The organism is Yimella sp. NH-Cas1, assembly GCF_022359705.1.
GTDB lineage: Bacteria > Actinomycetota > Actinomycetes > Actinomycetales > Dermatophilaceae > Yimella > Yimella lutea.
This window is the reverse complement of record NZ_JAKSGG010000003.1, coordinates 2,134,365-2,156,375: the sequence shown is the minus strand read 5'-3', so window position 1 is coordinate 2,156,375 and position 22,011 is coordinate 2,134,365. Positions and strand designations below refer to the sequence as shown.

The window sequence follows — 22,011 nt, the reverse complement described above, 5'->3', positions numbered from 1 at the left end:
CGGTGCGCCGGACGTCGTAGGCTGTGCTTCGGCCTGTGCACGAGGGAAGGAGAGAACACCAGTGTTCGGTATCGACACCTGGGAGTTCGTCCTTCTCGTCTGCCTGGCCGCTTTTCTGATCGGCCCCGAGCGACTACCCGAATACGTGGCGAAGTTGCGCGGCTGGGTTAAGCAGGCACGCGAGTATGCCGAAGGCGCGAAGTCGCAGCTCAAGGACGAGATCGGCCCCGAGTACGCCGACATCAACTGGCGGCAGTACGACCCGCGTCAGTACGACCCCCGCAAGATCGTCCGGCAGGCGCTGTTCGACGAGGACGACGATGCTGCCGAGGTTCCCGGGCAGCACGACCCGGTGATGGACGAGGTGGGGTCCACCTGGGAGCCGATGCGCTACGACCCCGACCGACCCACCCCGTACGACGACGATGCCACCTGAATCCTAAACGCTCCTATCGTTTCACGATCGATTAACATCGTTGCTCGATGAGCAGCAGTGGTGTGCAACAGACGATGGCACGTCGAGCCACGGTGTTCTCCCACGACTCCTTCCACTACGTCGATGGCGTCATTGCGTCGATCGGTGCAGGTTCCCTTCTTCTTTTCGCCGTCGCGGTGGTGGCGCGCTTCGCCAATCACAGCACCGCAGGTGACGAGGTCGCCCCCGGCGTCGTCGGGCTCATCTGCGCAGCCTCGCTCGTGGTCGCCGGCGTGGCCCTCGTGGTGTATGTCCTGCGCGCACTGCTGGCCCAAGCAGTGACCCTGGACTCGCGGGCGAAGTACCTACAATCCGAACTCGACGAGGTGATCTGATTGCCGATCATCACCGAGATCGACGTGATGTTGGCGCGCCGGAAGATGAGTGTGGGCGAGCTCGCCGATCGCATCGGCATCACCCCGGCAAACCTGGCGGTACTGAAGAACGGCCGCGCCAAGGCCGTTCGGTTCGCGACGCTCGAGGCGTTGTGCGAGGTGCTCGAGTGCCAGCCGGGCGATCTGTTGCGATGGGATCCGGGCGAGGTCACCGACGAACGCGCCCGGAGCACGGTCTCGGCGTGACCGACCGGCTGCCTCAAACGAGTTCGACCACGAAAAGCGGCGGGGAGGTCGGTGCCTGCGGGGTGGTACCGCTCGGTTCGAGGGTGACTCCGAATGTCTTGGCCCGTCGCAGGTCACCTCGCAGCTGCATCGATACCGACGACCTGTGCGACATCTGCGACGTCGTCAGCGCTCCCGCATTGGCCGTACCGCCTGCGCCGTTGATCAGCCACATCGTGTACGCCTTCCCCGCAATCGACTGCGGGACCGGGTCGAAACGAACGGCGCCGAGACCGTCCGACGTCCAGGCCACCGTCACCTGTGAACCGCGGTAGGTGGCTGTGCTCCGGCGTGCCTGGTCGTCGGCCAGGATCTGCTCGGCGGGGTCGACCGACTGCGGTTCGCGCAGTCGCCGCACGGTGACTGTCCCTACGCCCGCGATCGCGGCCGTCGCTGCTGCGGCAAGCACCGCTCGCCTACTGATTCCGCGACGCCGCACCGCCGCGGGCCGGTGAACGCGATCACCGGTGCGCCCGCGTGCCGGCGCACGCTCGTCCGCGCCGGTCTCCTGTGCAATGTCCTCGGCGAACGCCGCCAGCACCTTCGACCTCAGCCCGGGCGGCGGCACTTGTGCTGTGTCGAGCGAGAGCCCTTCCAGAGTCGATCGCATGAGTTCCAGTTCGCTGCGACAACGCGCGCACGTGGCCAGGTGGGTTTCGAACCGGTGTCTTTCCAGATCATCGACCGCATCCAGCGCGTAGACCCCGACAAGATCGTGGATCGACTCAGACATTGTCTGCTCCGAGCACCCCGCGCAGACAGGCGGCCATTTCTCGCAATCCGTCCCTCACCCTGGACTTCACCGTGCCGAGCGGCGCGCTCATTTTCTCCGCAATCTGACGCTGTGTCAGCCCTTCCCAGTACGCGAGTTCGATGGCATGGCGTTGCACTGCACTGAGCGTTTCCAGGCATTGCCGGACCGCGAGTCCCGCTTCCGCTGCGACCATGATGTCCTCGGGACCGAGCGCGGGGCCGACGGGCTCTTTGGCGTACCTTTCGTCCCGGCGGCGAGCCGCCTCGACCGAGCGGACGCAGTCCACGGCGCGCCGGTGGGCGATGGCGAGCACCCAGCCCCAGGCACTCCCTGCGGGACGGAAGAAGGACGCCTTCTGCCATACCTCGAGAAACACCTCTTGGGTGACCTCCGCGGTCAGAGCTTCGTCCCGGAGTACACGCAGCACCATTCCGTAAACGCGGGTCGACGCCAGGTCATATGTCCTGGCGAACGCGTCTTGGTCGCCGGCGGCGCACGATGCGATCAGCACGCCCAAATCGGTTGCGCGATCGGAAACTGTCATAGCTGCATCCTGTCGTTGTGAACCGTCCTTGCTTCGAAACGGGCGATGAGTATTCGTAGCGATCGGTCGCACGGATGAAGGAACAGGCCGCCCGGACGCCGCCGCGGAGTGTCCGGACCAGCGGGGTCAGCGGACGCTCGGGGTGAGGCCCAACGAACGGCCGGCCAGCCCGCGCGCACGCGTCCCGAGGCCCTTGGCGATCGCGCGCAGCGCGACTGCGGCGGGGGAGCCAGGACGGGAGAGGACGACCGGGGCGCCGGTGTCGGCACCCTCACGCAACGCGGTGTCGAGCGGGATCTGACCGAGCAGTTCGACGGACGCACCGACCGAGCGCGACAGTGAGTCTGCGACGGCCCGGCCACCGCCGGATCCGAAGATCTCCTGGCGGGTGCCGTCGGGCAGTTCGAGCCATGACATGTTCTCGATGACACCGGCGATGCGCTGTTTGGTCTGCAGCGCGATGGAACCGGCGCGCTCGGCGACCTCGGCGGCTGCCTGCTGCGGGGTGGTCACAACCAGGATCTCCGCGGTCGGGATCAGCTGGGCGACCGAGATCGCGATGTCACCGGTGCCGGGCGGAAGGTCCAGCAGCAGCACGTCCAGGTCGCCCCAGAACACGTCGCCGAGGAACTGCTGCAACGCCCGGTGCAACATGGGGCCGCGCCAGACGACCGGCTGGTTGCCGGGGACGAACATCCCGATCGAGATGACCTTCACGTCGTGGGCAATCGGCGGCAGGATCATGTCGTCGACCTGCGTCGGCTTCTGGTCGACGCCCAGCATGCGCGGCACCGAGAAACCGTAGATGTCGGCGTCGACCACGCCGACCCGAAGGCCGTTCTGGGCCATCGCAGCAGCGAGGTTGGTGGTGACCGACGACTTGCCGACACCACCCTTTCCGGACGCGACCGCATACACCCGGGTGAGTGAACCGGGCTTGGCGAACAGGATCTCCTTCTCCGCAGCTCCGCCACGCAGCGACGCCTTGAGGTTTGCGCGCTGCTCGTCGTTCATCACGCCGAGACGCACCTCGACGCCGGTGACGCCCTCGACCCGCTGCACAGCAGCGGTGGTGTCGGAGGTGAGCTTGCTCTTCAGCGGGCAGCCGGAGATCGTCAGCAGGATCGTGACGCTGACGTGGCCGGAGTCGGAGATGTCGACGCTCTCCACCATGCCGAGGTCGGTGATGGGCTTTCGGATCTCGGGGTCCTCGACGGTCGCGAGTGCAGCGCGGACGGCATCGAGTGTGGGGGCGACAGACATGCTCTCCATGGTAGGCGCCTGAGCGCGGTCACCCCAATGCGGCCGTGCCTGACTCACTCCGCTGCGGTTTGTCCTTCTTCTTGCGCGGCTTCTGCTCGGACTCCGTGGGCTGGCCGAGAATCCCGCGCTCCTCCATCTCCTCCAGCAGGTTGCGCAGCTCGCTTCGGACGAAGTCGCGAGTTGCGGTGTCACGCAACGCAAGTCGCAGCGATGCGACTTCGCGGGTGAGGAACTCCGTGTCGGCTAGGTTGCGCTCATCGCGTCCACGGTCCTGTTCCAGAGCGACGCGGTCACGGTCGTCCTGTCGGTTCTGCGCGAGCAGGATCAGCGGAGCGGCGTACGACGCCTGCAACGACAGGATCAGCGTCAGCAGGGTGTAGTTCAATGCACGTGGGTCGAACTGCGCCGCCTCCGGCATGAAGGTGTTCCAGGCCAGCCAGAGGGCGACGAACACCGTCATGTAGAGCAGGAACGCCGGCGTTCCCATGAACCTCGCAAACCGCTCGGACAGCACCCCGAACCGTTCGGCATCGACGCCGGGCCATGACAAGAACCGTCGCCGAAGTTCGCGCGGCTGGTCCAGGCGTGAACTCGACGTCTCGCGCCGCACGGTCTGCTTGCGGTCGATCTTCTTGTCCGGACGCTCGGCACGTTCGCTCATCGCAGACCACCTCCCGAACGGTTGACGGAGGAAGCGTTGCGTACGTCGTGCCGACCTTCGCGCCAGTCGTCCGGGAGGATGTGGTCGAGCACGTCGTCGACGCTGACCGCGCCCAACAGGTACCCGTTCTCATCGACCACGGGCAACACGACAAGGTCGTAGGTGGCCAGCGTGCGCGTCACTTCCTCGAGGTTGGCATCCACCGGGATCGCCTCGACCGTCTGGTCGACCGCCATCCCGACGGACGTGTTCGGCGGTTCCCGCAACAGTCGCTGGGCGTGCACCAGGCCGATAAAGCGTCCGGTCGGTGTCTCAAGCGGTGGGCGGCAGACGAAGACTGCTGAGGCGAGCGTCGGCGCCAGTTCCTCGCGGCGGATCATCGCCAACGCCTCGGCGATCGTGGCGTCCGGGCCCAGGATCACCGGCTCGGACGTCATCATGCCGCCGGCGGTGTTCTCCTCGTAGGTCATCAACCGGCGCAGCGGGGCGGCGTCGTCCGGGGCCATCAACTGCAGCAGGTGTTCGGCCTGCTCCGGCGGCAGGTCGGCGAGCAGGTCGGCCGCGTCGTCCGGTTCCATGGCCTCCAGGACGTCGGCGGCCCGTCCTCGTTCGAGGCCACCGATGATCTCGATCTGATCCTCCTCGGGCAGCTCTTCAAGGATGTCGGCCAGTCGGCTGTCGTCGAGCGCAGCGGCGACCTCGGCGCGGCGCTTGGGGTTGAGGTCGTGGATGACCTCGGCGAGGTCGGCCACGCGCAGGTCCTCGTAGGTCTCCAGCAGGCGCTCGGCACTCTGCGCGCCGGACTGACGGCGCAGGCCCTGCACCTGGTCGAGGTCGACCAGCGAGGTCGTGCCGGGACGCCGGCGGATCAGCCGGGACACGGCCCGGCTGGTGGACGACTGCGCCTGGCCGCTCTGCCGGACGAACACCTTGGTCAGGATCCAGTCGCGGCGCGCATTGCGCGCGATCGCGATGTCCTCGACGACCGCCTCGAAGCTGCCGTCCGGGTCATTCACGGTGACCCGGCGCTCGAACATCTCCGCGAGCACGAGCGTCTCGGTGGCGCGCTGCTCGAACCGGCGCATGTTGACCAGACCCGTGCTGATCAGGGCTGCGGGGTCGATGCTGGTCACGCGGGTCATCGGCAGGAACACGCGCTTCTTGCCCGGCACCTCGATGACCAGGCCGATGGCGCGGGGATTGCGACCGGTGAAACTCACCACGACGTCGCGAACCAGGCCGACGCGGTCGCCCAGGGGGTCGAGCACGGTCAGCCCGGCGATTCTCGACACGAAGATCCGGGTGCTCACAACAGGTCAGCCTATGTCCCCGAAGGAGATTCAGTGTCTGCGGCGTAGCCGTCCGAAGTGTCGTGGCCGCCAACGGTCGGTCGTGGCGGGCGTCTGCTCCGGCGGACGGGCACCGGAAGGCTCGTTCGCGCCGGGTTGCGGGACCGGGGCGTCGACATCGACGTCGATCGCCCAGACCGCACAAGAGGCCTTCCACCGGTCCAGCACCTGTTGACCCGGAGCGCCTTGGCGCGCGCCCATCAGAGCGGTGATCGCGGGCTCCCAGGCCGGCACGCCCGGACGCAGCCGGAAGGCGCTCGCAGGCACCGGGCCGACCCGGGCGCGGGTGTCCTTGGTACGCAGGATGACCTCGATCTGCGCAGGCAGCACGGGCAGGTGCTGCTCGTCGGGGCCGCTCACGACGTACAACCGACTGCCGTCGACGGCGTGCCACACCGGCCACGGTCGACCCTCGACGACCAGCCAGCTGATCGCCGACCGGGGGAGCACCGCACCAACCTCGCTCATGTGCGCAGACTACTGACTCGCAGCCGAACCCGTCTTCGCGTCGTCGCGTAATTGCCGGCGCAGGATCTTGCCCGTGGTGGTCTTGGGCAGTTCGTCCATCAGATCGACGTGTCGCGGGTACTTGTAGGCGGCCATGCGTTCCTTGCAGAACTGCACCAGTTCCTCGGGGGTGGTCGACGAGCCGTCATTGAGCGACACGTACGCCTTCACCGACTCACCGCGGTACTCGTCGGGCACGCCGACGACCGCGACCTCCCGGACGTCCGGGTGGGTGTAGAGGACGTCCTCGACCTCGCGCGGCCAGACCTTGTAGCCGGACGCGTTGATCATGTCCTTCTTGCGATCCACGATGTAGAACCAGCCGTCCGCGTCCATGAATCCGACGTCACCGGTGCGCAGTTCGCCGCCCGGCAGTGACTCCGCGGTCGCCTCCGGCTTGTTCCAGTAGCCCGGGATGACCTGTGGACCACTGCTGCAGATCTCGCCGACCTCACCCGGCGCAAGCTCCTCGCCGTTCTCGCCGACAATGCGAACAACGGTGTCGTACACCGGGACTCCCACTGACAGTGCACCTGAATCCTCATCGACCGGAGCCCTTGATCCAGCCGGCACGCAGTGCGTCGGCGAGTTCGTCTCGGTCAGACCGTAGGCGTTGTGGATGTAGTGACCGGACAGCTTCTCGAACCGGTCGGTCACCGCGGGCGCGATCGGTGCGCCACCGGAGTAGATCAGCCGGAATGAGGAGAAGTCGTCCTTGCTGACGCCGGGTGTCGAGGACAGCGCGATGAAGACCGTGATGGATCCGATGGTGAACGTCGGGCGGTGTTCACGCAAGGTGTCGAGCACGACGTTCGGCTCGAAGCGGTAGGCCAACACCAGTGGACAACGAGCCGCGATCGCCGCACCCACGTGCCCGACGAGCCCGGTGATGTGGAACAGCGGTGCGATGCCGAGCACGCGATCCTCGCTGGTGAGCTTCATCCACCGCAGATAGGTGGAGGAGTTGAACGCCATGTTGGCGTGGGTGTTCATCGCACCCTTCGGTACACCGGTGGTGCCGGAGGTGTACGTCAGCACCGCGATGTCGTCCGGGGAAGGAGTGCGCGTCCTCGGCTCGCGCCCGGCGTACTCCTCGATGATTCGCGACAGCGCGGTCGTGCCCTCGGGGGCGTCGCCCCGGCGGACGTCGGCGAACAGGCGCTCGTCGTCGCGGCTCTGTTCATCGAGCGGGTTGACGCTGACCACGGTGCGGACGGACGTCTGCCCACCTTCGACCACGCCCGCGACGACCTGGTCGTACAGCTCGTCGTGGCACAGCACCGCCACGGCACCGGAGTCACCCAGCAGGTAGGTGAGTTCGCGAGCCTTGCTCATCGGGTTGATCGCGACGCCGCAGCCACCGGCCTTCCACGCGGCGACCAACCCGATGAGGAAAGCGGGATGATTCTGCAGGTAGAGAGCAAGCCGGTCACCCTCGGCGAAACCGCTCTCCTGCAGGAAGACTGCGAGCGTGTCGGATCGCTCGTCGATCTCCTTCCAGGACAATGCGCGGTCGAACCACAGGACGGCGGTGTCGTCCGGTGCGGCTTTCACGGCTTCACGCCACAGCGACAACATGTCAGGTCGGTCGGCGGTGATGCTGTGCGGCTGACCGTCCTCGTATCGCGACAGCCAGGGGTGCTCGGCGTTGCTCATTCTGCGTCAGGTCCTCTCGTGCTCGCTGCTACTTGATCGCGAGCGGGTTGACCGGCGAACCGGTGGCGCGGTGCACCTTCAGGGGAGCGGCGGCGTACAGGAAGGTGTACTGCTTGTCCTGCGCGCTGGAATCCGCGAGCGTCTCCAGGTCGCAGATCTCGGTGAGCGTGACGCCGAGGTTGCGCATGAGCGCGTTGTGCAGCACGAGGGCGACGCCGTTGTTCGGGTCGTAGGTGACCTCGTTGGCGATCGTGTCGGTGACCAGGTTGGGGATCTCCATATCCTGGAACCACTCGACGAGTTCGGGGCTGTAGACAAGGCCGGGCTCGTTGAAGCCCTCGTAGAACTTCTCACCCTCGTCGAAGAAGCGCTGGATGAAGTTGGTGCGGATCACGATGATGTCGTGCTTCTCGATCGTCGTGCCCTGGGCCTCGGCGCACTTGACGAGGTCTTCGTGGGTGAAGGTCTCACCCTTGTCCATCGCGTCCTTGCCGACGAACCGCGCCATGTCGAGCAGGATGCCGCGTCCGACGACACCGCGCTGCGCGATCGGCTCGACGCTGGCCTTGTCCATGCCGCCGACGGTGGTGCGGGCGTCGTAGCCGTTCCACAGCTTGCCGCCGTACCAGACGTGGCCGAGGGCGTCGTACTGCGTGGAGCCCTGCAGGAAGGCGTTGATCTTGTCGTCGGCGTAGTGCAGGCCGCCGGGATACTGGGGTGCGTCGTCGCTGTCCCAGGTGGCCTCGTCCAGCAGCATCGTGCGCTCCGCAGGGGCGCGGCCTGGCCACACCGGGTCGCCCTTCGGGTCGTTGATCAAGCGCTGGAGGGTGTGCACCTCGCCCTTGGTGACCGACTTGATGCCACGCAACACCTCTTGATCGGTGAGGTAGTTCAGCGAACCGACCTCGTCGTCCGGGCCCCATTTGCCCCAGTTCGAGGGGGAGTCCTTGAGCAGTTCGTCGAGGCTGATGGCGTCTGACATGTGGGACCTCCGCAGTGAGAAGCGGGCCGAATGCCCGCTCGGTCATATTTGATGTGTGTGGTCAGCGTCACAAGCCGACGACGGGATGTCAACAGGGATCCAGCCAGGTTCTCACCAGGTAGACGCTCGTCCAACAACTCTTTCGCGGATCATTATGTTCATCTAGCCTGAACACATGTCGACGATCACCACGGGCGTGCGCGTGGGGCGATCGGTGCGCGCGCACCGGCAGCGACAGGGAATCTCGTTGCGCGACCTCGCCGCTCGGCTCGAGGTCAGCCCGGCGACACTCAGCGGTATCGAGAACGGCAACACCGCGCTCTCGGTGGACCGGCTGTTCCACATCGCCGACGAGCTCGACGTGTCCGCGCCGCGGCTGCTCGAGCCCGGCGATGTGGACGACCTTCCGCGTCCGCCGGCGACAGCCAAGGGTCTTGCTTCGTGGCCCGACCTGCCGGACAGCGGCGCCGGTAACTGGCGCACATTCCACGATCTCCCGCTCGACCCGGCACTGACCGGGGCGCTGATCGCGTTCTGCCAGAAGGGTTTTCACGGAGCGTCGATCCGCGACATCGCCGACTGTGCGGGGCTCAGCGTGGCCGGCCTCTATCACTATCACCGGTCCAAGCAGTCCATGTTGCCTGCGTTGCTCGACCTCACGATGGCCGACCTCTTCTGGCGCCTGGAGGCCGCCCGCGACGGGGACCCGGATGCCGACGAGCGACTGCATCGCACGGTCGAATGCCTCGCGCTCTACCACGCACGGCGTCCCCGCTTGGCTTTCCTCGGTGCGAGCGAGATGCGCAGTCTCGCGCCGTCGGACCGCAGCCGGATCACCCGGTACCGCAAGGACGTGCAGAGGATGCTGGATGACGACATCCGCGCCGCTCTGCGCGAGGACCCTGATGCCGACCGGCTCGTGGTGACACTCGGCAACTCGATCTCCACCATGTGCACCTCGATCGCACAGTGGATCCACCACGACGGTTCGATCAGCCCCGAACTGATCGCCGTCGACTATGCCGACGCCGCAGTCGCCATGGTCACCCAGAGACGTCAACCCGCAACCCGATCCCGAAAGGCCACACGATGAGCACCCTGCCCACGCCACAGTCCCCGGAGAGCGTCTTCACCTACGGTGCGCCGCAGCTGAAGTTCGGTCCCGGCGCGGCCGACGAGATCGGCTACGACCTCAGCCTGACCGGTGCCAAGCGCGTCCTGGTCGTGACCGACCCGGGCGTCGCCGAAGCCGGGGTCGCGCAGCGCGTCGCCGACCAGATGGGTCAGTTCGGCATCGAGGCCATCGTCTGGGACGGCACACATGTCGAGCCCACCGACGACTCGTTGCGTGAGGCCGTCGACTACGGCCGGTCGAACGGCCCATGGGACGCGTTCGTCGCCGTCGGGGGCGGCAGCAGCATCGACACCGCCAAGGCAATCAACCTGATGACGTCCAACGAGGGCGAACTGATGGACTACATCAACGCGCCCGTCGGTGGTGGCAAGGCGCCCCAGAACCCGCTCAAGCCGCTGGTCGCCGTCCCCACCACGACCGGTACGGGTTCGGAGAGCACGACCATCTGTGTGCTCGACGTGCTCTCGCTCAAGGTGAAGACCGGGATCAGTCACGCCCGGCTGCGTCCGACGATGGCCGTCATCGATCCGATGGTCACGCTCACCCAGCCGGCCGGGGTGACCGCCGCCGCCGGGATGGACATCCTGTGCCACGCCCTCGAGTCGTACACCGCGCGTCCGTACACCTCCTACGAGCACAAGCAACCGCACGAAAGGGTGCCCTACTGCGGGTCGAACCCAATCGCCGACATGTGGTCGGAGAAGGCACTGGCGCTGCTGGCCGGGTCCTTCCGCACGGCGGTCCACGACGGAGACAACCTGGACGCACGTGCGGACATGGCGCTCGCCGCCACTTTCGCCGGCATGGGCTTCGGGAACGCCGGCGTGCACATCCCGCACGCGAACGCCTATCCGATCGCCGGCCGGGTCAAGGACTTCCACCCGAAGGACTACCCCTCTCACGAGCCGATGGTGCCGCACGGAATGTCGGTGTCGCTCACGGCTCCTGAGGCCTTCCGGTTCACGTTCGATGCCGACCCCGAGCGGCACCTGAAAGCTGCCCGGCTGCTCGCGGCCGGTGCTGACAAGAACTACGACTCCGTCCCTGACCCCGAACTGCTACCGACCGTCCTCATCGACCTCATGCGTGACATCGACATCCCGAACGGGTGTGGCGCGGTCGGCTACGACAGCAGTGACATTTCCGACTTGGTGGAGGGGACGATGAAGCAGCAGCGTCTGCTCACCACCTCGCCCAAGCCGGTGACCGAGGAAGACATCGCAGGCATTTTCGAGCGGAGTCTGAACCTCTGGTGAGCTGGTGACGACCCGACCGCAGCCGCCCGCCGAATTCTCGGCGGGCGGCTGTCGTCCGGGGAAGGAGTGTGTCGAAGGTCTCGTTGTTTCAAATTGGAAGTTTTCGATATCGAAATGTACGATAGAGAACATCAAGGCCACCGACAAGACCCAGGAGAGGAGGCCGGTGATGCTCGGTCAGATGCCGTTCACGCGCCACCAGCTGGCGATCGTCAAGGCTGCAGACGCATACCGCACGGAGAAGTCGCGTTCCAGCGCCCTGCGCGGATTGTTCAGCCGCTGATTCTTCGGGAAGCCGCTGCCAGCACAGCAGCCTCCTCGCACATGACTAAGGTCCTCAACCGAATTCGGTTGAGGACCTTCGTCGTGGGGCCGATCAGCCGCGCTGCACCCGGGCGATCCACTCCTCGACGTCGGAGCTGCTGCGTGGCATGTGATCGGACAGGGTGCGGTGCCCGTCCTGCGTCACCAGGACGTCGTCCTCGATTCGGACGCCGATGCCACGGAACTCCTGCGGCACGAGTTGGTCGTCCGCCTTGAAGTACAACCCCGGCTCGACGGTCAGGATCATGCCCGGCTTGAGTTCGGCGTCCATGTAATCCTCCTTGCGGGCCAGCGCGCAGTCATGGACGTCGATACCTAGGTGGTGGCTCGTGCCATGCACCATCCACCGACGGTGGTACTGGCCCTCTTCGGTGTCGAGCGTCTTCTCGACATCGACTCCCTCGGGCAACAGGCCCCACTCGAACAGGTGCTCGGCGATGACCCGGATCGCGGCCGCGTGCACATCGCTGAACTTGTTGCCCGGCTTCACCGCGGCGATGCCGGCCTCCTGGGCGGCGTGCACCGCGTCGTAGATCTTGCGCTGCACCTCGGAGAACGTGCCGTTGACCGGCAACGTCCGTGTGATGTCGGCGGTGTAGAGCGAGTCGACCTCGACGCCGGCGTCGAGCAACAGCAGGTCGCCGTCCTTCACCTCGCCGGTGTTCTTGATCCAGTGCAGTGTGTTCGCGTGGTCACCGGAGGCGCAGATGGAGTCGTATCCGACGCCGTTGCCCTCGTGGCGGGCGACCAGTCCGAAGACGCCCTCCACCCAGCGCTCGCCGCGTCCGCTCTCCAACGCCTTCGGCAGATCGGCGATGACCGCCTCGAAACCACGCTCGGTGGCGTCCACCGCGTCCTGCATCTGCTCGATCTCCCAGTCGTCCTTGATCAGACGCATGGTGGAAAGAACGCGGGCCAGCTCGTCGTCGAGCGTCGTCTCCTGCTGCTCGACACCCGCTTCGCTGCGCACTTTGTCGACCAACGCGGTGATGTCGCGGTCGGCGTCGCGCACCACGGCGAGTTGGACGGCGCCGGCATCCTTGGCTAGCGCGTCGGGCAGCTCGTCGATGTGCCGAGCGGTCACACCCAGCTCGGCCTCGATGTCCTCCAACGTCGGGCGGGCGCCGACCCAGAACTCGCCGTAGCGCGAGTCGCCGAAGAACTCCTCGGTGTCGCGCCCGGCCAGCGGACGGAAGTACAGCACGGCCTCGTGGCCGGATTCGGTCGGCTCCAGCACCAGCACCGCATCGGGTTCGCGATCACTGCCCAGGCCGGTCAGGTGGGCGAACGCCGAGTGCGGCCGGAACTGATAATCGCAGTCGTTGCTGCGGACCTTCAGGCCGCCGGCAGGCACGACCAGTCGTCGACCGGCGAAATCGGCGCTGGCCGACGCGCGCCGGTCGGCCGCGAAATCGGCCACCCGTGCGCGGTCGGGCGCGCTGGTGTCCCGTTCGGCCCAACCGGACGCAACGAACTGGCGGAATGCCTTGGTGTACGGACGGCTTCGGTGCTCGGGTTTCTTCTGCTCTTCACTCACCCGACCATCGTCGCACGGCCACGGATCAGCTCGTCCAGGTCCAGGAGCCGAGGATCGCGTTCATCGCGCTGTCACCCGCAGCCTTCTCGCTCGTGGCGTTGGTCATCGTCGAGATGTAGACCGTGTTGCCCTTCTGGGTGAAGTACTGCGTCTGCGACATGTCCTTGCCGCTTACCGTCCGCTTGACGACGTAGCCCTTGGCATCGCCGCCGGCGATCTTTCGGTCGGCCACCGGGGTCACGGTGGCGTTCTGCTGACGCATCTGCGTGGCGCCGGCGTTGACGTAGGCATCGAGGTTCTGCCCCGGGGCCCCCGGGGTGCTGACGACGTTGAAGTTGCTGAAGACGCCACCGGTCGGCTTGTCGGCCTTGATCGCGAGGACGATCTGGGCGTTCGGCACGGTCGCCTTGGCCCAACCGGCCGGCTTGGTGACGTGGAACTCGTTCTTGCTGTCGGCCTCGGCGCCCGCCGGCAACCCGCCGCCTGCGCTGCTCGATGCCGAGCTGGTCGGGCTCTCGCTGGGCGAGGAGGACTGCGGGCTGGAGCTCGAGGAGGTGCTGCTGGACGTCGAGGAGGAGGGCGACTCGGTCGACGTCGAACTCGTCGCAGAGGACGTGGTCGAGGAACTCGTCGAAGAATTGGTCGAGGAGTTGACCGTGACCGGCGCATCGGACGCACACGAAGTCAGCAGGACGGCAGTGGCAGCAGTGGCGAGGCAGGCAGTTAGGCGCATGCCGTAAGGCTAGACCGTGGTGCGGTCCTGCCGGGCGTCCAGGCTAGTGCGGGATACCTCTGAGCGCGCGAAATGTTCAGCATTCTCCGGATGCCACAGCAGTGCCGCTGCCGCCACCCCCACGAGAGCCACCGCCAGTGCGAGCACGGTCGCCACCGGCGACGGATAGCCGCGTGTCAGCAGACTCCAGGTGTGCAGCAGCGCGAACAGCGCGAGCACGGTCGCCGCGATGCGCGACCACCGACGTCCCCGTCGGTTCAGCCAGGCCATGATCAGCCAGACGACTGCTGCGACGCAGGCGGACACAGCCAGCACGGTGACCATCGTGCTCGTCGCCTCGTCCACCTCGATCGCCGTGAGCCGCTCCCGGGGGTGGGTGCGGCCACGTTCCTCGAGTCCGGCTCGAATATCGTCGCGCAGCGTCGATGCCACCAGGGCGCTGAGCGCGGAGAGGGTGGCACCGACCCACATGAGCAGCACGGCGCGCCGCAGCGGCCGGGGTGCGTCGTTCATCAGTTCCTCTTCGAGTCGAGCGTCATCCACGTGGGCAGCGAGCGGTCATCGCGCCACGACGTCTGACTTCGCACCGACAGTAGTCGTTCCTCCGCCCGGTGGATCGGCCTCAATGATTCCCTGCCCAGCCTGTCCGATTGTGCCTGCGGCGTAGCCTGCTGGGGTGCGCATCGACCTCCATACCCACTCCATCGAGTCCGACGGAACCCAGACTCCCGCCGACGTCATCCGGTCGGCGCAGGAAGCCGGTCTCGACGTCGTGGCGTTGACTGATCACGACACGACCTCCGGCTGGGAGTCAGCCCGGAGCGTCGCGCAGGACGTGGGGATCGGCTTCGTCCCCGGCATCGAGATCTCCTGCGAGATCGATCACCTGAGTCTGCATCTGCTCGGTTACCTCGTCGACCCGCAGCACAGCGGGCTGTTGGGCGAAATGGAGAAGGCGCGGATCTCCCGCGAGGGGCGCGCCATGGCGATGGTCGACCTGCTCGAACCCGACACCGGCCTCACCTGGCAACACGTGCAGGCGCAGGTCGCGCAGGGCGCCACGATCGGACGTCCGCACATCGCGGACGCGCTTGTGCAGATCGGTGCCGTGGCCGACCGGGCGGACGCCTTCGACCGGTTTCTGTTCTCCGGCAGCAAGTACCACGTCGGCCATTACGCGGTCGATCCGGTACGCGGGGTCGAACTGGTGCTGGCGGCGGGCGGGGTGCCGGTGCTCGCCCACCCGTTCGCCCACGTCACCGGACGGGTGGTCGCCGACGCCACGGTGGAGGCGATGATCGAAGCCGGGCTCGCAGGGATAGAGGTGGATCACCGTGACCAAGGGCCGGCGCAGCGGGCCCACGCGCTGGAGTACGCGACCCGTCATGGGCTGATCCGTACCGGCAGCAGTGACTATCACGGGGCCGGCAAGCCCAACCGTCTGGGTGAGAACACCACGGACCGCGCCGAGTTCGAGCGGTTGCTGGCTCTGGCGAGCGGACCGGCCGAGGCGTTCGTGCCATGAGTCGGTGGGTCCGTTCGGCGCCATCGGTTCAGTACCCGGAGTAGGTCTAGGACCTGCCGGGGCGACCCCCGCAGCGTTGCAGCCGCCCGGGTCGACCGCCTGAGCGGCTCGGGAAACACCGATAGCCAGCATCCCCCCTGCATGCTGGCTACCGCGTGGTGGTCCTTCGAGGCCGATGGAACATCGGACCCTTCCTCGAATCTCCGCCATGAACATCGTGCCGGGTTTCGTCAAGCGTCGCCATGAGACTTCGGCGTAGGTTCGCCGGCAAGGGTCCTAGGACCGTTTGCGCGGTTCGGGAGGGGACGTCGCGAGCAGGTCGGCCATTGCGAAAACGATCGCCGAGCGCTGGCCGACACCTAGCTTGCCGAGCACGCTGCCGACATGTGTCTTGACTGTCTTGAGGGAAATGCCGAGTTCCTGTGCGATCTGCGCGTTCGTCAGCCGCTCGGTGGCGATCATCGTCGCGATCTGGTGCTCGCGCGGAGTCAGATCGACCCGCACCGGTTGCTGATCGTCGTCCGCGCCGGAGGTCAACGGTTGGGTGAGCATCCATTCGGCCATGTCGACCTGGGTCTGCTCGAGCGTCATGCGTACGGCCGCGATGTCACGGAGCAACTTGTCGTCGCCGATTTCCTCGACGGCCCGAGCGATCTCGCCGGTCCGACGGTAGGCCGCCTCGAGTTGGTCGGTGATCTGGACGAAGCGTTCTCGTGGATCGCCCGACATCGCGCTGTTGAGTTCGGGATGCAAGGAGTACAGCGCCTCGGGTGCGGCTCCGACGTGGCGGTCGCGAGCCTGCGCAAGCATCAGTGCCTCCCCGAGCCAGAGCGCCGCGTGAACGACCTCGTCGTCGTACACGTCCGGCGTCAGGCTCTGGATCGACATCAGTCCGGCGATGTCACCGGTGTCAGGGTCCTTCAGCGGCACGATCACCGCGTCGGCGGAGATCTCGTCCGGGTCGCCGAACGGGATCGTCCGACTCAGCAGCGCACCGTCATCGGAGCGGAAGACGTACGGCCGCCCGCTGCTGCGGATCCAGTGGGACAGACCGCCCTTGCCGAACTTGGTCACGTCCGGCTGCAGGTGCCGGTCGTGGTCGTAGATGTACGGGATCACGACCGTGTCTTCACCGTGGAAGAAGCCCAGATAGAAACTGTCGATCGGCGCGATGTTGTGCAGCGTCATTCGGCAGATCGAGTAACGGCGCCGGTTCGAGCCCGGTTCGGAGGTGCGCAGCCGGTGATCGGCGAGCCGCAGATGGCTCACGACCCGATCGGAGAACGGCCGCTGCATGCTCACGACGAAGTGCTGCCCGACGCGTCACCGTTTCCGCCGGCGTTCCCGCTGCGGGTCCGGCGACGGCGACGCGGCCGTGTAGCACCTTCGCCACTCGCAGACCCGCTGTCGTCCTTCGACCGCTTCGGTGCGGTCTCGGACGCACCGTCGCGTCCACCGTCGCGTCCACTGCCGCGTCCACCGGAGCGACGCTCGCCGTCGCGGCCGCCACGTCCGTTGCCGCCGCTGCGGCCACGGCCGGCACCGGAGGCACGGCCGGACCCGCGAGCACGGTTGCCGGCCGATGCACCGACCTCGCCGAGGTCCTCGAGTTCCTCCGCATCGAGGCCGGCACGGGTACGCGCCGAGCGCGGCAGCTTCCCGGTGACCGAGGGGTCGATGTCGAGGTCGGTGAACAGGTTGTCGGAGGAGGAGTAGGTCTCCACCGGCTCCGGGATGCCGAGGTCGAGGGCCTTGTTGATCATCGTCCAGCGGTGCAGGTCGTCCCAGTCGACGAACGTGACTGCGGTGCCGGTCTGGCCCGCGCGTCCGGTGCGTCCGATGCGGTGGACGTAGGTCTTCTCGTCCTCGGGGCACTGGTAGTTGACGACATGGGTGACGTTGTCGACGTCGATTCCGCGGGCTGCGACATCGGTCGCGACCAGCGTGTCGATCTTGCCGGAGCGGAACGCACGCAGCGCCTGCTCGCGAGCGCCCTGGCCGAGGTCACCGTGGATCGCGGCTGCGGCGAACCCGCGCTCGGCGAGATCGTCCGACACCTTGGCGGCGGTGCGCTTGGTGCGGGTGAAGATGATGGTGAGGCCGCGGCCCTTGGCCTGCAGGATGCGGGCCAGCATCTCGACCTTGTCCATCGCGTGGGCGCGATAGACGAACTGGGTCGTCGCCTTGACCGTGTGGGCGTTGCCGCCGTCCTCGGTCATCGCGCGGATGTGGGTCGGCTGGGTCATGTATCGGCGCGCGAGTGCGACGACGGCGCCGGGCATGGTGGCCGAGAACAGCATCGTCTGGCGTGAGGCGGGAGTCATCGCGAGGATCTTCTCGACGTCCGGCAGGAAGCCCAGGTCGAGCATCTCGTCGGCCTCGTCGAGGACGGTCACCTTCACATTGCGCAGGTCGAGGTCACCGCGCTGGCTGAGGTCGATCAGACGGCCGGGCGTGCCGACGACGACCTCGGTGCCGCGCTTCAGAGCGGCGATCTGCGGTTCGTACGCGCGTCCGCCGTAGACCGCCTCGACGCGCACCGAACGGCGCGTGGACGCGGTCTTGAGGTCGTTCGTGACCTGGACGGCCAACTCGCGGGTCGGCACGACGACCAGGGCCTGCGGTGCACCCGGCACGGTGAGGGTGTCGAATCCGTCCTCGTCCGGGCCGGTGACCCGGTGCAGTAGCGGCACGCCGAAGCCGAGGGTCTTGCCGGTGCCGGTCTTGGCCTGGCCGATGATGTCGTGGCCGCCCAGTGCGACCGGCAGGGTCATCGACTGGATCGGGAACGGAGCCAGGATGCCGGCGTCGGCCAGCGAGGCGACGATGCCGGGACGGACGTCGAAGTCGGCGAACGTCTGCTCGACGACAGGTGCCGGCGCAGCGTCGGAGACATCGAGGGTGACGATGTCGGCGTCGGCGATCGTGGGCTCGGCGTCGGGCTCAGTGGTGGTTTCAGCGGTGGGTTCGGTGTTGATGTCGGTCATGGGTGTGGTCGATTCCTTCGATCGGGCGTCTACGCCGTGCGGACGCGGGCGCGGCACAGGCGTGACTTGAGGGGAGCCGATCGGGAGTCTTCGCGGGCGGCCTCGGGGCCGCCGATGGTTCGATGCGTGTCATGTGTGCCGACCGGGCACCGTTGTTGACAAGGCAATCGTAGCCGCAGGTGGATAGCATCACGGCCATGGCCGATGACCTGACCCCTTCCGAAACCGTCGAACGCCCCGCGAGGAGCGCGCAGGACCTCGATGACCCGACCTTCCGCGCCGGCGTCGTTTCGCTGCTGGGCATGCTGGCGTACGGCGAACTCGTCAGCTTCTTCACCGTGGTCGCCGACGCCGATCGCGCACCCTCGACCGTGAAGAAGGTGCGGCTGACCGAGGTCGCCATCCGCGAGTTCGAGCACCACAAGCTGCTCGCCGCCCGCCTGGAGGAGTTGGGTGCCAAGCCGCATGAGGCGATGGCGCGGTTCCGCCCGGCGCTGGACGAATGGCACCGCCGCTGCCAGCCCACCGACTGGTATGAGGGCCTGATGAAGGTTTACGCCGGTTCGTCGATCGCGTCGGACTTCTACGCCGAGTGCGGGCGTTTCGTCGATCCGCAGACCCGCGCCCTCGTCGAGCAGGTGCTGGACGACGCCGATCACTACGCTTACGCCAAGCAGGAACTCGAAGCAGCGATCGTCCGCGACCCGAAGCTCGCCGCACGGATGGCCTTGTGGGGCAGGCGAATCGTGGGGGAGGCACTGTCGCAGGCGCAGCGCGCGGCCGCCGACAATGACGAACTCACCGCACTGCTCGTCGACGACGGTTCAGGGCGCGGTCTCGACCTCGCCGAGGTGATGCACCTGTTCACCCGCATCACCGAGGCCCACACCGAGCGGATGGCAGCTCTGGGGCTGTCTGCCTGAACCGAACGGAAACGAACGAGCCCGCCACCCCGAACGGATGGCGGGCTCGCTCGTTTTACGCGAGGTGTTGCTCAGACGCGGCTGTTGCGCGAGGTGATCGCGGTGTAGCCGAAGACCAAAGCCGCACCGATGATGACGCTGATGAAGAACTGGATCCAATCGAAGCCCTTGGTGTCACCGACGCCGAGCTGACGGGCCAGGAAGCCACCGATGAGGGCGCCGAGAATACCGAGAACGATGGTGATGGCGATGCTGATGTTCTGCTTACCGGGCACCACCAGACGGGCGAGTGCGCCGATGACGATACCGGCGATGATCCAGGAAATGATGCTCGAGAGCATTGATACTCCTTGGGGTGAATCTGGCCTTCAGGGGCCGTTTCCCGAACACCGGGGTTGTGGTTCGGGTCCTGCTGTGTTGCAAGCAGATTCGGCACCCATTTGGCGCTTCCTCCACCTACCTGTCCACGAAGCTACTCCGCAGACGCCGGCAGTGGTGGGATGAGGTCAACCCCAAGTTGGTAACGAAACGGACACGACCCCCGCCCTTCGGGTGGGATCGTGTCCGTTCGCACGTAGTGGTCGAGCAGTGCTGCCCGTGGCTCAGCTGCCGAAGCCGACGCGGCGCTCCTGCTCCGAGCCGATGTCGACATAACCGAGCGCCTCGGCCGGCACCACGACGGTGTGGCCCTTCTCGTCGGTGAGCGTGATCGCGGTGCCCGCGCTCAGCGCGTTGGTGATCAGCTCGCGTACCTGGTCGGCGGAGTCGGTGGACTCGATGACGATCTCGCGCGCGATGTTGCGCACTCCGATGCGGATTTCCATGGCTCTCCTGAAGTCTGTTCGGACCGGTTCTGCTCCGAGCCTATGTCGGCTCTCGGCGAGAGGTCAGTCCTGGTCGGCGGTCTTGGGGAACCCGGCGATGCCGCGCCAGCCGAGAACCGTGACGAGACGCTCGGCCTCCTGTCGCGGCATGCGGGGTTCCTGCGACACCCAGAACCGCGCGACGACCTGCGCCATTCCTACCAGGGCCACGCCCAGCACCATCGCCTGCTCGGGCGGCAGGCCGGTGTCCTCGGCGATGACCTCGGACACTGCGGTCGCACTGAGCGTGCCCATCCGCTCGACCCGGGCGGCGACGACCGGCTCGTTGATCAGGTCGGACTCGAACACCATCCGGAAGGCGGCGTCCTTGCGCTCGACGAACTGGAAGAACGCGCTGATCGCCGCAGCCACCCGGTCGCTGTTGTCCTCGGTGGAGGTGAGGGCGGCATTCACCAGCTCGGGCACCTCACGCGTGTGGTGCTCCAGGAGGGCGAGGTAGAGGTCGAGCTTGCCCGGAAAGTGCTGGTAGAGCACCGGTTTGCTGACATTGGCGCGCTCGGCGATCTCGTCCATCGCCGCGCCGTGGTAGCCCGCCTCGACGAAGACCGACTGGGCGGCCTCCATGAGCTGGGCCCGCCGAGCCGAACGAGGCAGCCGACCACCGCGCGCAGTCGTGTCAGACGAGTCGCCCACGATCATTACCTCCAAGTTCTACTCGCCGGTCAGTTCGTCATCTTATGCACAGATCTAGGCTGGACGGCATGGATGGTGAAGCATCGGAACAGGGCAGATCACAGGTGGTGAATCCGGTCGGCGTTCTCGATGAGGACCAGGTGCGCCGATACGCGCGCCATCTGTCCCTGCCGTCCGTCGGCCCGGCCGGTCAGCGCCGTCTGCTGGACGCCCGAGTGCTCGTCATCGGAGCAGGTGGTCTGGGCGCGCCGGTGCTGCAGTACCTCGCGGCTGCCGGCGTCGGAACGATCACCGTGGTCGACGACGACGAGGTCGATCTCAGCAACCTGCAGCGTCAGGTGATCCATCGCACCGGCGATGTGGGGGCGGCGAAGGTCGACTCGGCCGCACGAGCCGTCGGCGAGTTGAACCCGGACGTCCGGATCGTCGCCGTCCGTGAGCGACTTGACGCCGCCAATGTCGTCGATCTGTGCAGCGATCACGACGTGGTCGTCGACGCGACCGACAACTTCGGCACCCGCTTCCTTCTCAACGATGCCTGTGTGCTGCTCGGTCTGCCGCTGGTGTGGGCGGCGATCAACCAGTTCGACGGCCAGCTCACGGTGTGGTCTGCGGGGGAGGGGCCGTGTCTACGGTGCCTGTTCCCGGTGATGCCCGACCCGGCGGCTGCCCCTTCGTGTGCTGCGGCCGGTGTGCTCGGAGTTCTGCCGGGTCTGCTCGGAGCAGCCCAGGCGTCCGAGGCACTCAAGCTCGTGCTCGGTCTGGGCGCCCCGCTGGTGGGTCGGATCGCGGTGTTCGACGCGCTCGCGTTCGAATGGTCGCAGATCCCTGTCGCCGCCGACCCGTCATGCCTGGTCTGCGGCCCGGACGCGGTGCCGATCGACATCCGTGACGAGGATCCCGCGTCGTCGACCGACCGGGTCGAGGTCGTGCCCATGGTCGATGCGGTCGAAGCCGGGCGGCTGCTCGCCTCGGGCGCGGTGCGGCTGGTCGACGTGCGTTCGGCGCAGGAGTGGGCGCAGGCGTCCGTTGCCGGTTCGCAGTGGTTGCCACTGGACGACATCCGGCAGGGCGCCGCCCCCGAGGCCGATGGGCTGCCACTGGTCGTGATGTGCCGCTCCGGCGTCCGGTCCGCCGAAGCAACACGTCTGCTGCTGGAGCGCGGCATCGACGCGCGCTCCCTCGACGGCGGGATCCTGGCCTGGGCCGCCGCCGTCGATCCGGCCCTCGACCCCGCCTGAGCGCGTCCTGGGGCGGGCCCCG

General features: G+C 67.0%; 25 protein-coding genes. 9 read left to right on the top strand and 16 right to left on the bottom strand.

Translation table 11 applies throughout. The annotated features are described in order from the left end of the window. The first annotated feature begins 61 nt into the window (after positions 1–61). From MF407_RS10645 to MF407_RS10635, 3 genes are read left to right on the top strand one after another with little or no spacing between them, the layout of a single operon-like run. Positions 62–436: a preprotein translocase subunit TatA gene (locus MF407_RS10645; RefSeq protein ID WP_239702263.1), complete on the top strand. Its 375-nt coding sequence runs from the start codon at positions 62–64 to the stop codon at positions 434–436. Positions 437–483: 47 nt separating this feature from the next. After that, a complete protein-coding gene (locus MF407_RS10640; RefSeq protein WP_239702262.1) occupies positions 484–810 on the top strand; it encodes a DUF2975 domain-containing protein in 327 nt (108 codons plus the stop codon). After that, positions 811–1,056, top strand: coding sequence for a helix-turn-helix transcriptional regulator (locus MF407_RS10635; protein ID WP_239702261.1), 246 nt, complete (start codon positions 811–813; stop codon positions 1,054–1,056). 13 nt (positions 1,057–1,069) lie between these two features. Here the strand turns inward: MF407_RS10635 and MF407_RS10630 are convergent, their stop codons facing one another. From MF407_RS10630 to MF407_RS10595, 8 genes are all read right to left on the bottom strand, one after another. Beyond that, positions 1,070–1,828 carry an anti-sigma factor gene (locus MF407_RS10630; RefSeq protein ID WP_239702260.1) on the bottom strand — a complete coding sequence of 253 codons (759 nt, stop codon included), beginning with the start codon at positions 1,826–1,828 and terminating at the stop codon, positions 1,070–1,072. Beyond that, complete coding sequence (locus MF407_RS10625) at positions 1,821–2,393, bottom strand: sigma-70 family RNA polymerase sigma factor (protein ID WP_239702259.1); 573 nt, start codon at positions 2,391–2,393, stop codon at positions 1,821–1,823. Before MF407_RS10625 ends, MF407_RS10630 begins: the two co-directional genes overlap by 8 nt. Positions 2,394–2,519: 126 nt before the next feature. Further along, positions 2,520–3,656: an Mrp/NBP35 family ATP-binding protein gene (locus tag MF407_RS10620; RefSeq protein WP_239702258.1), complete on the bottom strand. Its 1,137-nt coding sequence runs from the start codon at positions 3,654–3,656 to the stop codon at positions 2,520–2,522. A 28-nt stretch (positions 3,657–3,684) separates the two neighbouring features. After that, positions 3,685–4,317, bottom strand: coding sequence for a DUF1003 domain-containing protein (locus MF407_RS10615; RefSeq protein ID WP_239702257.1), 633 nt, complete (start codon positions 4,315–4,317; stop codon positions 3,685–3,687). Beyond that, positions 4,314–5,627, bottom strand: coding sequence for a CBS domain-containing protein (locus tag MF407_RS10610; protein ID WP_239702256.1), 1,314 nt, complete (start codon positions 5,625–5,627; stop codon positions 4,314–4,316). Before MF407_RS10610 ends, MF407_RS10615 begins: the two co-directional genes overlap by 4 nt. A gap of 30 nt (positions 5,628–5,657) precedes the next feature. Further along, entirely contained in the window at positions 5,658–6,134 is a 477-nt protein-coding gene (locus MF407_RS10605; RefSeq protein WP_239702255.1) for a hypothetical protein, read from the bottom strand. 9 nt (positions 6,135–6,143) lie between these two features. Beyond that, positions 6,144–7,829, bottom strand: coding sequence for a long-chain fatty acid--CoA ligase (locus tag MF407_RS10600; RefSeq protein WP_239702254.1), 1,686 nt, complete (start codon positions 7,827–7,829; stop codon positions 6,144–6,146). Between the two features lie 28 nt (positions 7,830–7,857). Then, a complete protein-coding gene (locus tag MF407_RS10595; protein WP_239702253.1) occupies positions 7,858–8,811 on the bottom strand; it encodes a cyclase family protein in 954 nt (317 codons plus the stop codon). Positions 8,812–8,986: 175 nt separating this feature from the next. Between MF407_RS10595 and MF407_RS10590 the strand changes: the two genes are divergently transcribed. Beyond that, positions 8,987–9,904: a TetR family transcriptional regulator gene (locus MF407_RS10590; protein ID WP_239702252.1), complete on the top strand. Its 918-nt coding sequence runs from the start codon at positions 8,987–8,989 to the stop codon at positions 9,902–9,904. Next, positions 9,901–11,202 carry a hydroxyacid-oxoacid transhydrogenase gene (locus MF407_RS10585; RefSeq protein ID WP_239702251.1) on the top strand — a complete coding sequence of 434 codons (1,302 nt, stop codon included), beginning with the start codon at positions 9,901–9,903 and terminating at the stop codon, positions 11,200–11,202. Before MF407_RS10590 ends, MF407_RS10585 begins: the two co-directional genes overlap by 4 nt. 376 nt (positions 11,203–11,578) lie before the next feature. On the opposite strand, the gene MF407_RS10580 is transcribed toward MF407_RS10585, so the two are convergent. Next, entirely contained in the window at positions 11,579–13,063 is a 1,485-nt protein-coding gene (locus MF407_RS10580; protein ID WP_239702250.1) for an aminopeptidase P family protein, read from the bottom strand. 25 nt (positions 13,064–13,088) lie between these two features. Next, the gene (locus MF407_RS10575) at positions 13,089–13,538 is read right to left on the bottom strand and encodes a DUF1795 domain-containing protein (RefSeq protein WP_239702249.1); all 450 of its coding nucleotides are present in this window, start codon (positions 13,536–13,538) and stop codon (positions 13,089–13,091) included. On the opposite strand from MF407_RS10575, the gene MF407_RS10570 reads away from it, so the two are divergent. Further along, entirely contained in the window at positions 13,510–13,803 is a 294-nt protein-coding gene (locus MF407_RS10570) for a hypothetical protein (protein WP_239702248.1), read from the top strand. The genes MF407_RS10575 and MF407_RS10570 overlap by 29 nt on opposite strands. 2 nt (positions 13,804–13,805) lie before the next feature. Here the strand turns inward: MF407_RS10570 and MF407_RS10565 are convergent, their stop codons facing one another. Continuing rightward, complete coding sequence (locus MF407_RS10565) at positions 13,806–14,339, bottom strand: hypothetical protein (protein ID WP_239702247.1); 534 nt, start codon at positions 14,337–14,339, stop codon at positions 13,806–13,808. Positions 14,340–14,472: 133 nt separating this feature from the next. Between MF407_RS10565 and MF407_RS10560 the strand changes: the two genes are divergently transcribed. Beyond that, complete coding sequence (locus MF407_RS10560; RefSeq protein WP_129627049.1) at positions 14,473–15,321, top strand: PHP domain-containing protein; 849 nt, start codon at positions 14,473–14,475, stop codon at positions 15,319–15,321. 276 nt (positions 15,322–15,597) lie between these two features. Here the strand turns inward: MF407_RS10560 and MF407_RS10555 are convergent, their stop codons facing one another. Both MF407_RS10555 and MF407_RS10550 read right to left on the bottom strand, forming a co-directional pair. Continuing rightward, on the bottom strand, positions 15,598–16,617 hold the full coding sequence (locus tag MF407_RS10555) for a LuxR C-terminal-related transcriptional regulator (protein ID WP_239702899.1): 1,020 nt from the start codon (positions 16,615–16,617) through the stop codon (positions 15,598–15,600). 2 nt (positions 16,618–16,619) lie between these two features. Further along, a complete protein-coding gene (locus MF407_RS10550) occupies positions 16,620–18,308 on the bottom strand; it encodes a DEAD/DEAH box helicase (protein WP_239702246.1) in 1,689 nt (562 codons plus the stop codon). 197 nt (positions 18,309–18,505) lie between these two features. Here MF407_RS10550 and MF407_RS10545 point away from each other — a divergent pair, with 197 nt between their 5' ends. Further along, the gene (locus tag MF407_RS10545) at positions 18,506–19,231 is read left to right on the top strand and encodes a ferritin-like fold-containing protein (RefSeq protein WP_129627040.1); all 726 of its coding nucleotides are present in this window, start codon (positions 18,506–18,508) and stop codon (positions 19,229–19,231) included. A gap of 71 nt (positions 19,232–19,302) precedes the next feature. On the opposite strand, the gene MF407_RS10540 is transcribed toward MF407_RS10545, so the two are convergent. The 3 genes from MF407_RS10540 to MF407_RS10530 form a co-directional block, all read right to left on the bottom strand. Further along, positions 19,303–19,572 (bottom strand): GlsB/YeaQ/YmgE family stress response membrane protein, encoded by a 270-nt coding sequence (locus tag MF407_RS10540; protein WP_129627036.1) that lies wholly within the window; start codon positions 19,570–19,572, stop codon positions 19,303–19,305. Positions 19,573–19,833: 261 nt separating this feature from the next. Continuing rightward, a complete protein-coding gene (locus MF407_RS10535; RefSeq protein ID WP_129627033.1) occupies positions 19,834–20,055 on the bottom strand; it encodes a DUF3107 domain-containing protein in 222 nt (73 codons plus the stop codon). Positions 20,056–20,118: 63 nt separating this feature from the next. Next, complete coding sequence (locus tag MF407_RS10530; RefSeq protein WP_239702245.1) at positions 20,119–20,748, bottom strand: TetR/AcrR family transcriptional regulator; 630 nt, start codon at positions 20,746–20,748, stop codon at positions 20,119–20,121. A 68-nt stretch (positions 20,749–20,816) separates the two neighbouring features. On the opposite strand from MF407_RS10530, the gene moeB reads away from it, so the two are divergent. Next, positions 20,817–21,989 carry a molybdopterin-synthase adenylyltransferase MoeB gene (gene moeB / locus MF407_RS10525; protein WP_239702244.1) on the top strand — a complete coding sequence of 391 codons (1,173 nt, stop codon included), beginning with the start codon at positions 20,817–20,819 and terminating at the stop codon, positions 21,987–21,989. Positions 21,990–22,011: the final 22 nt, after the last annotated feature.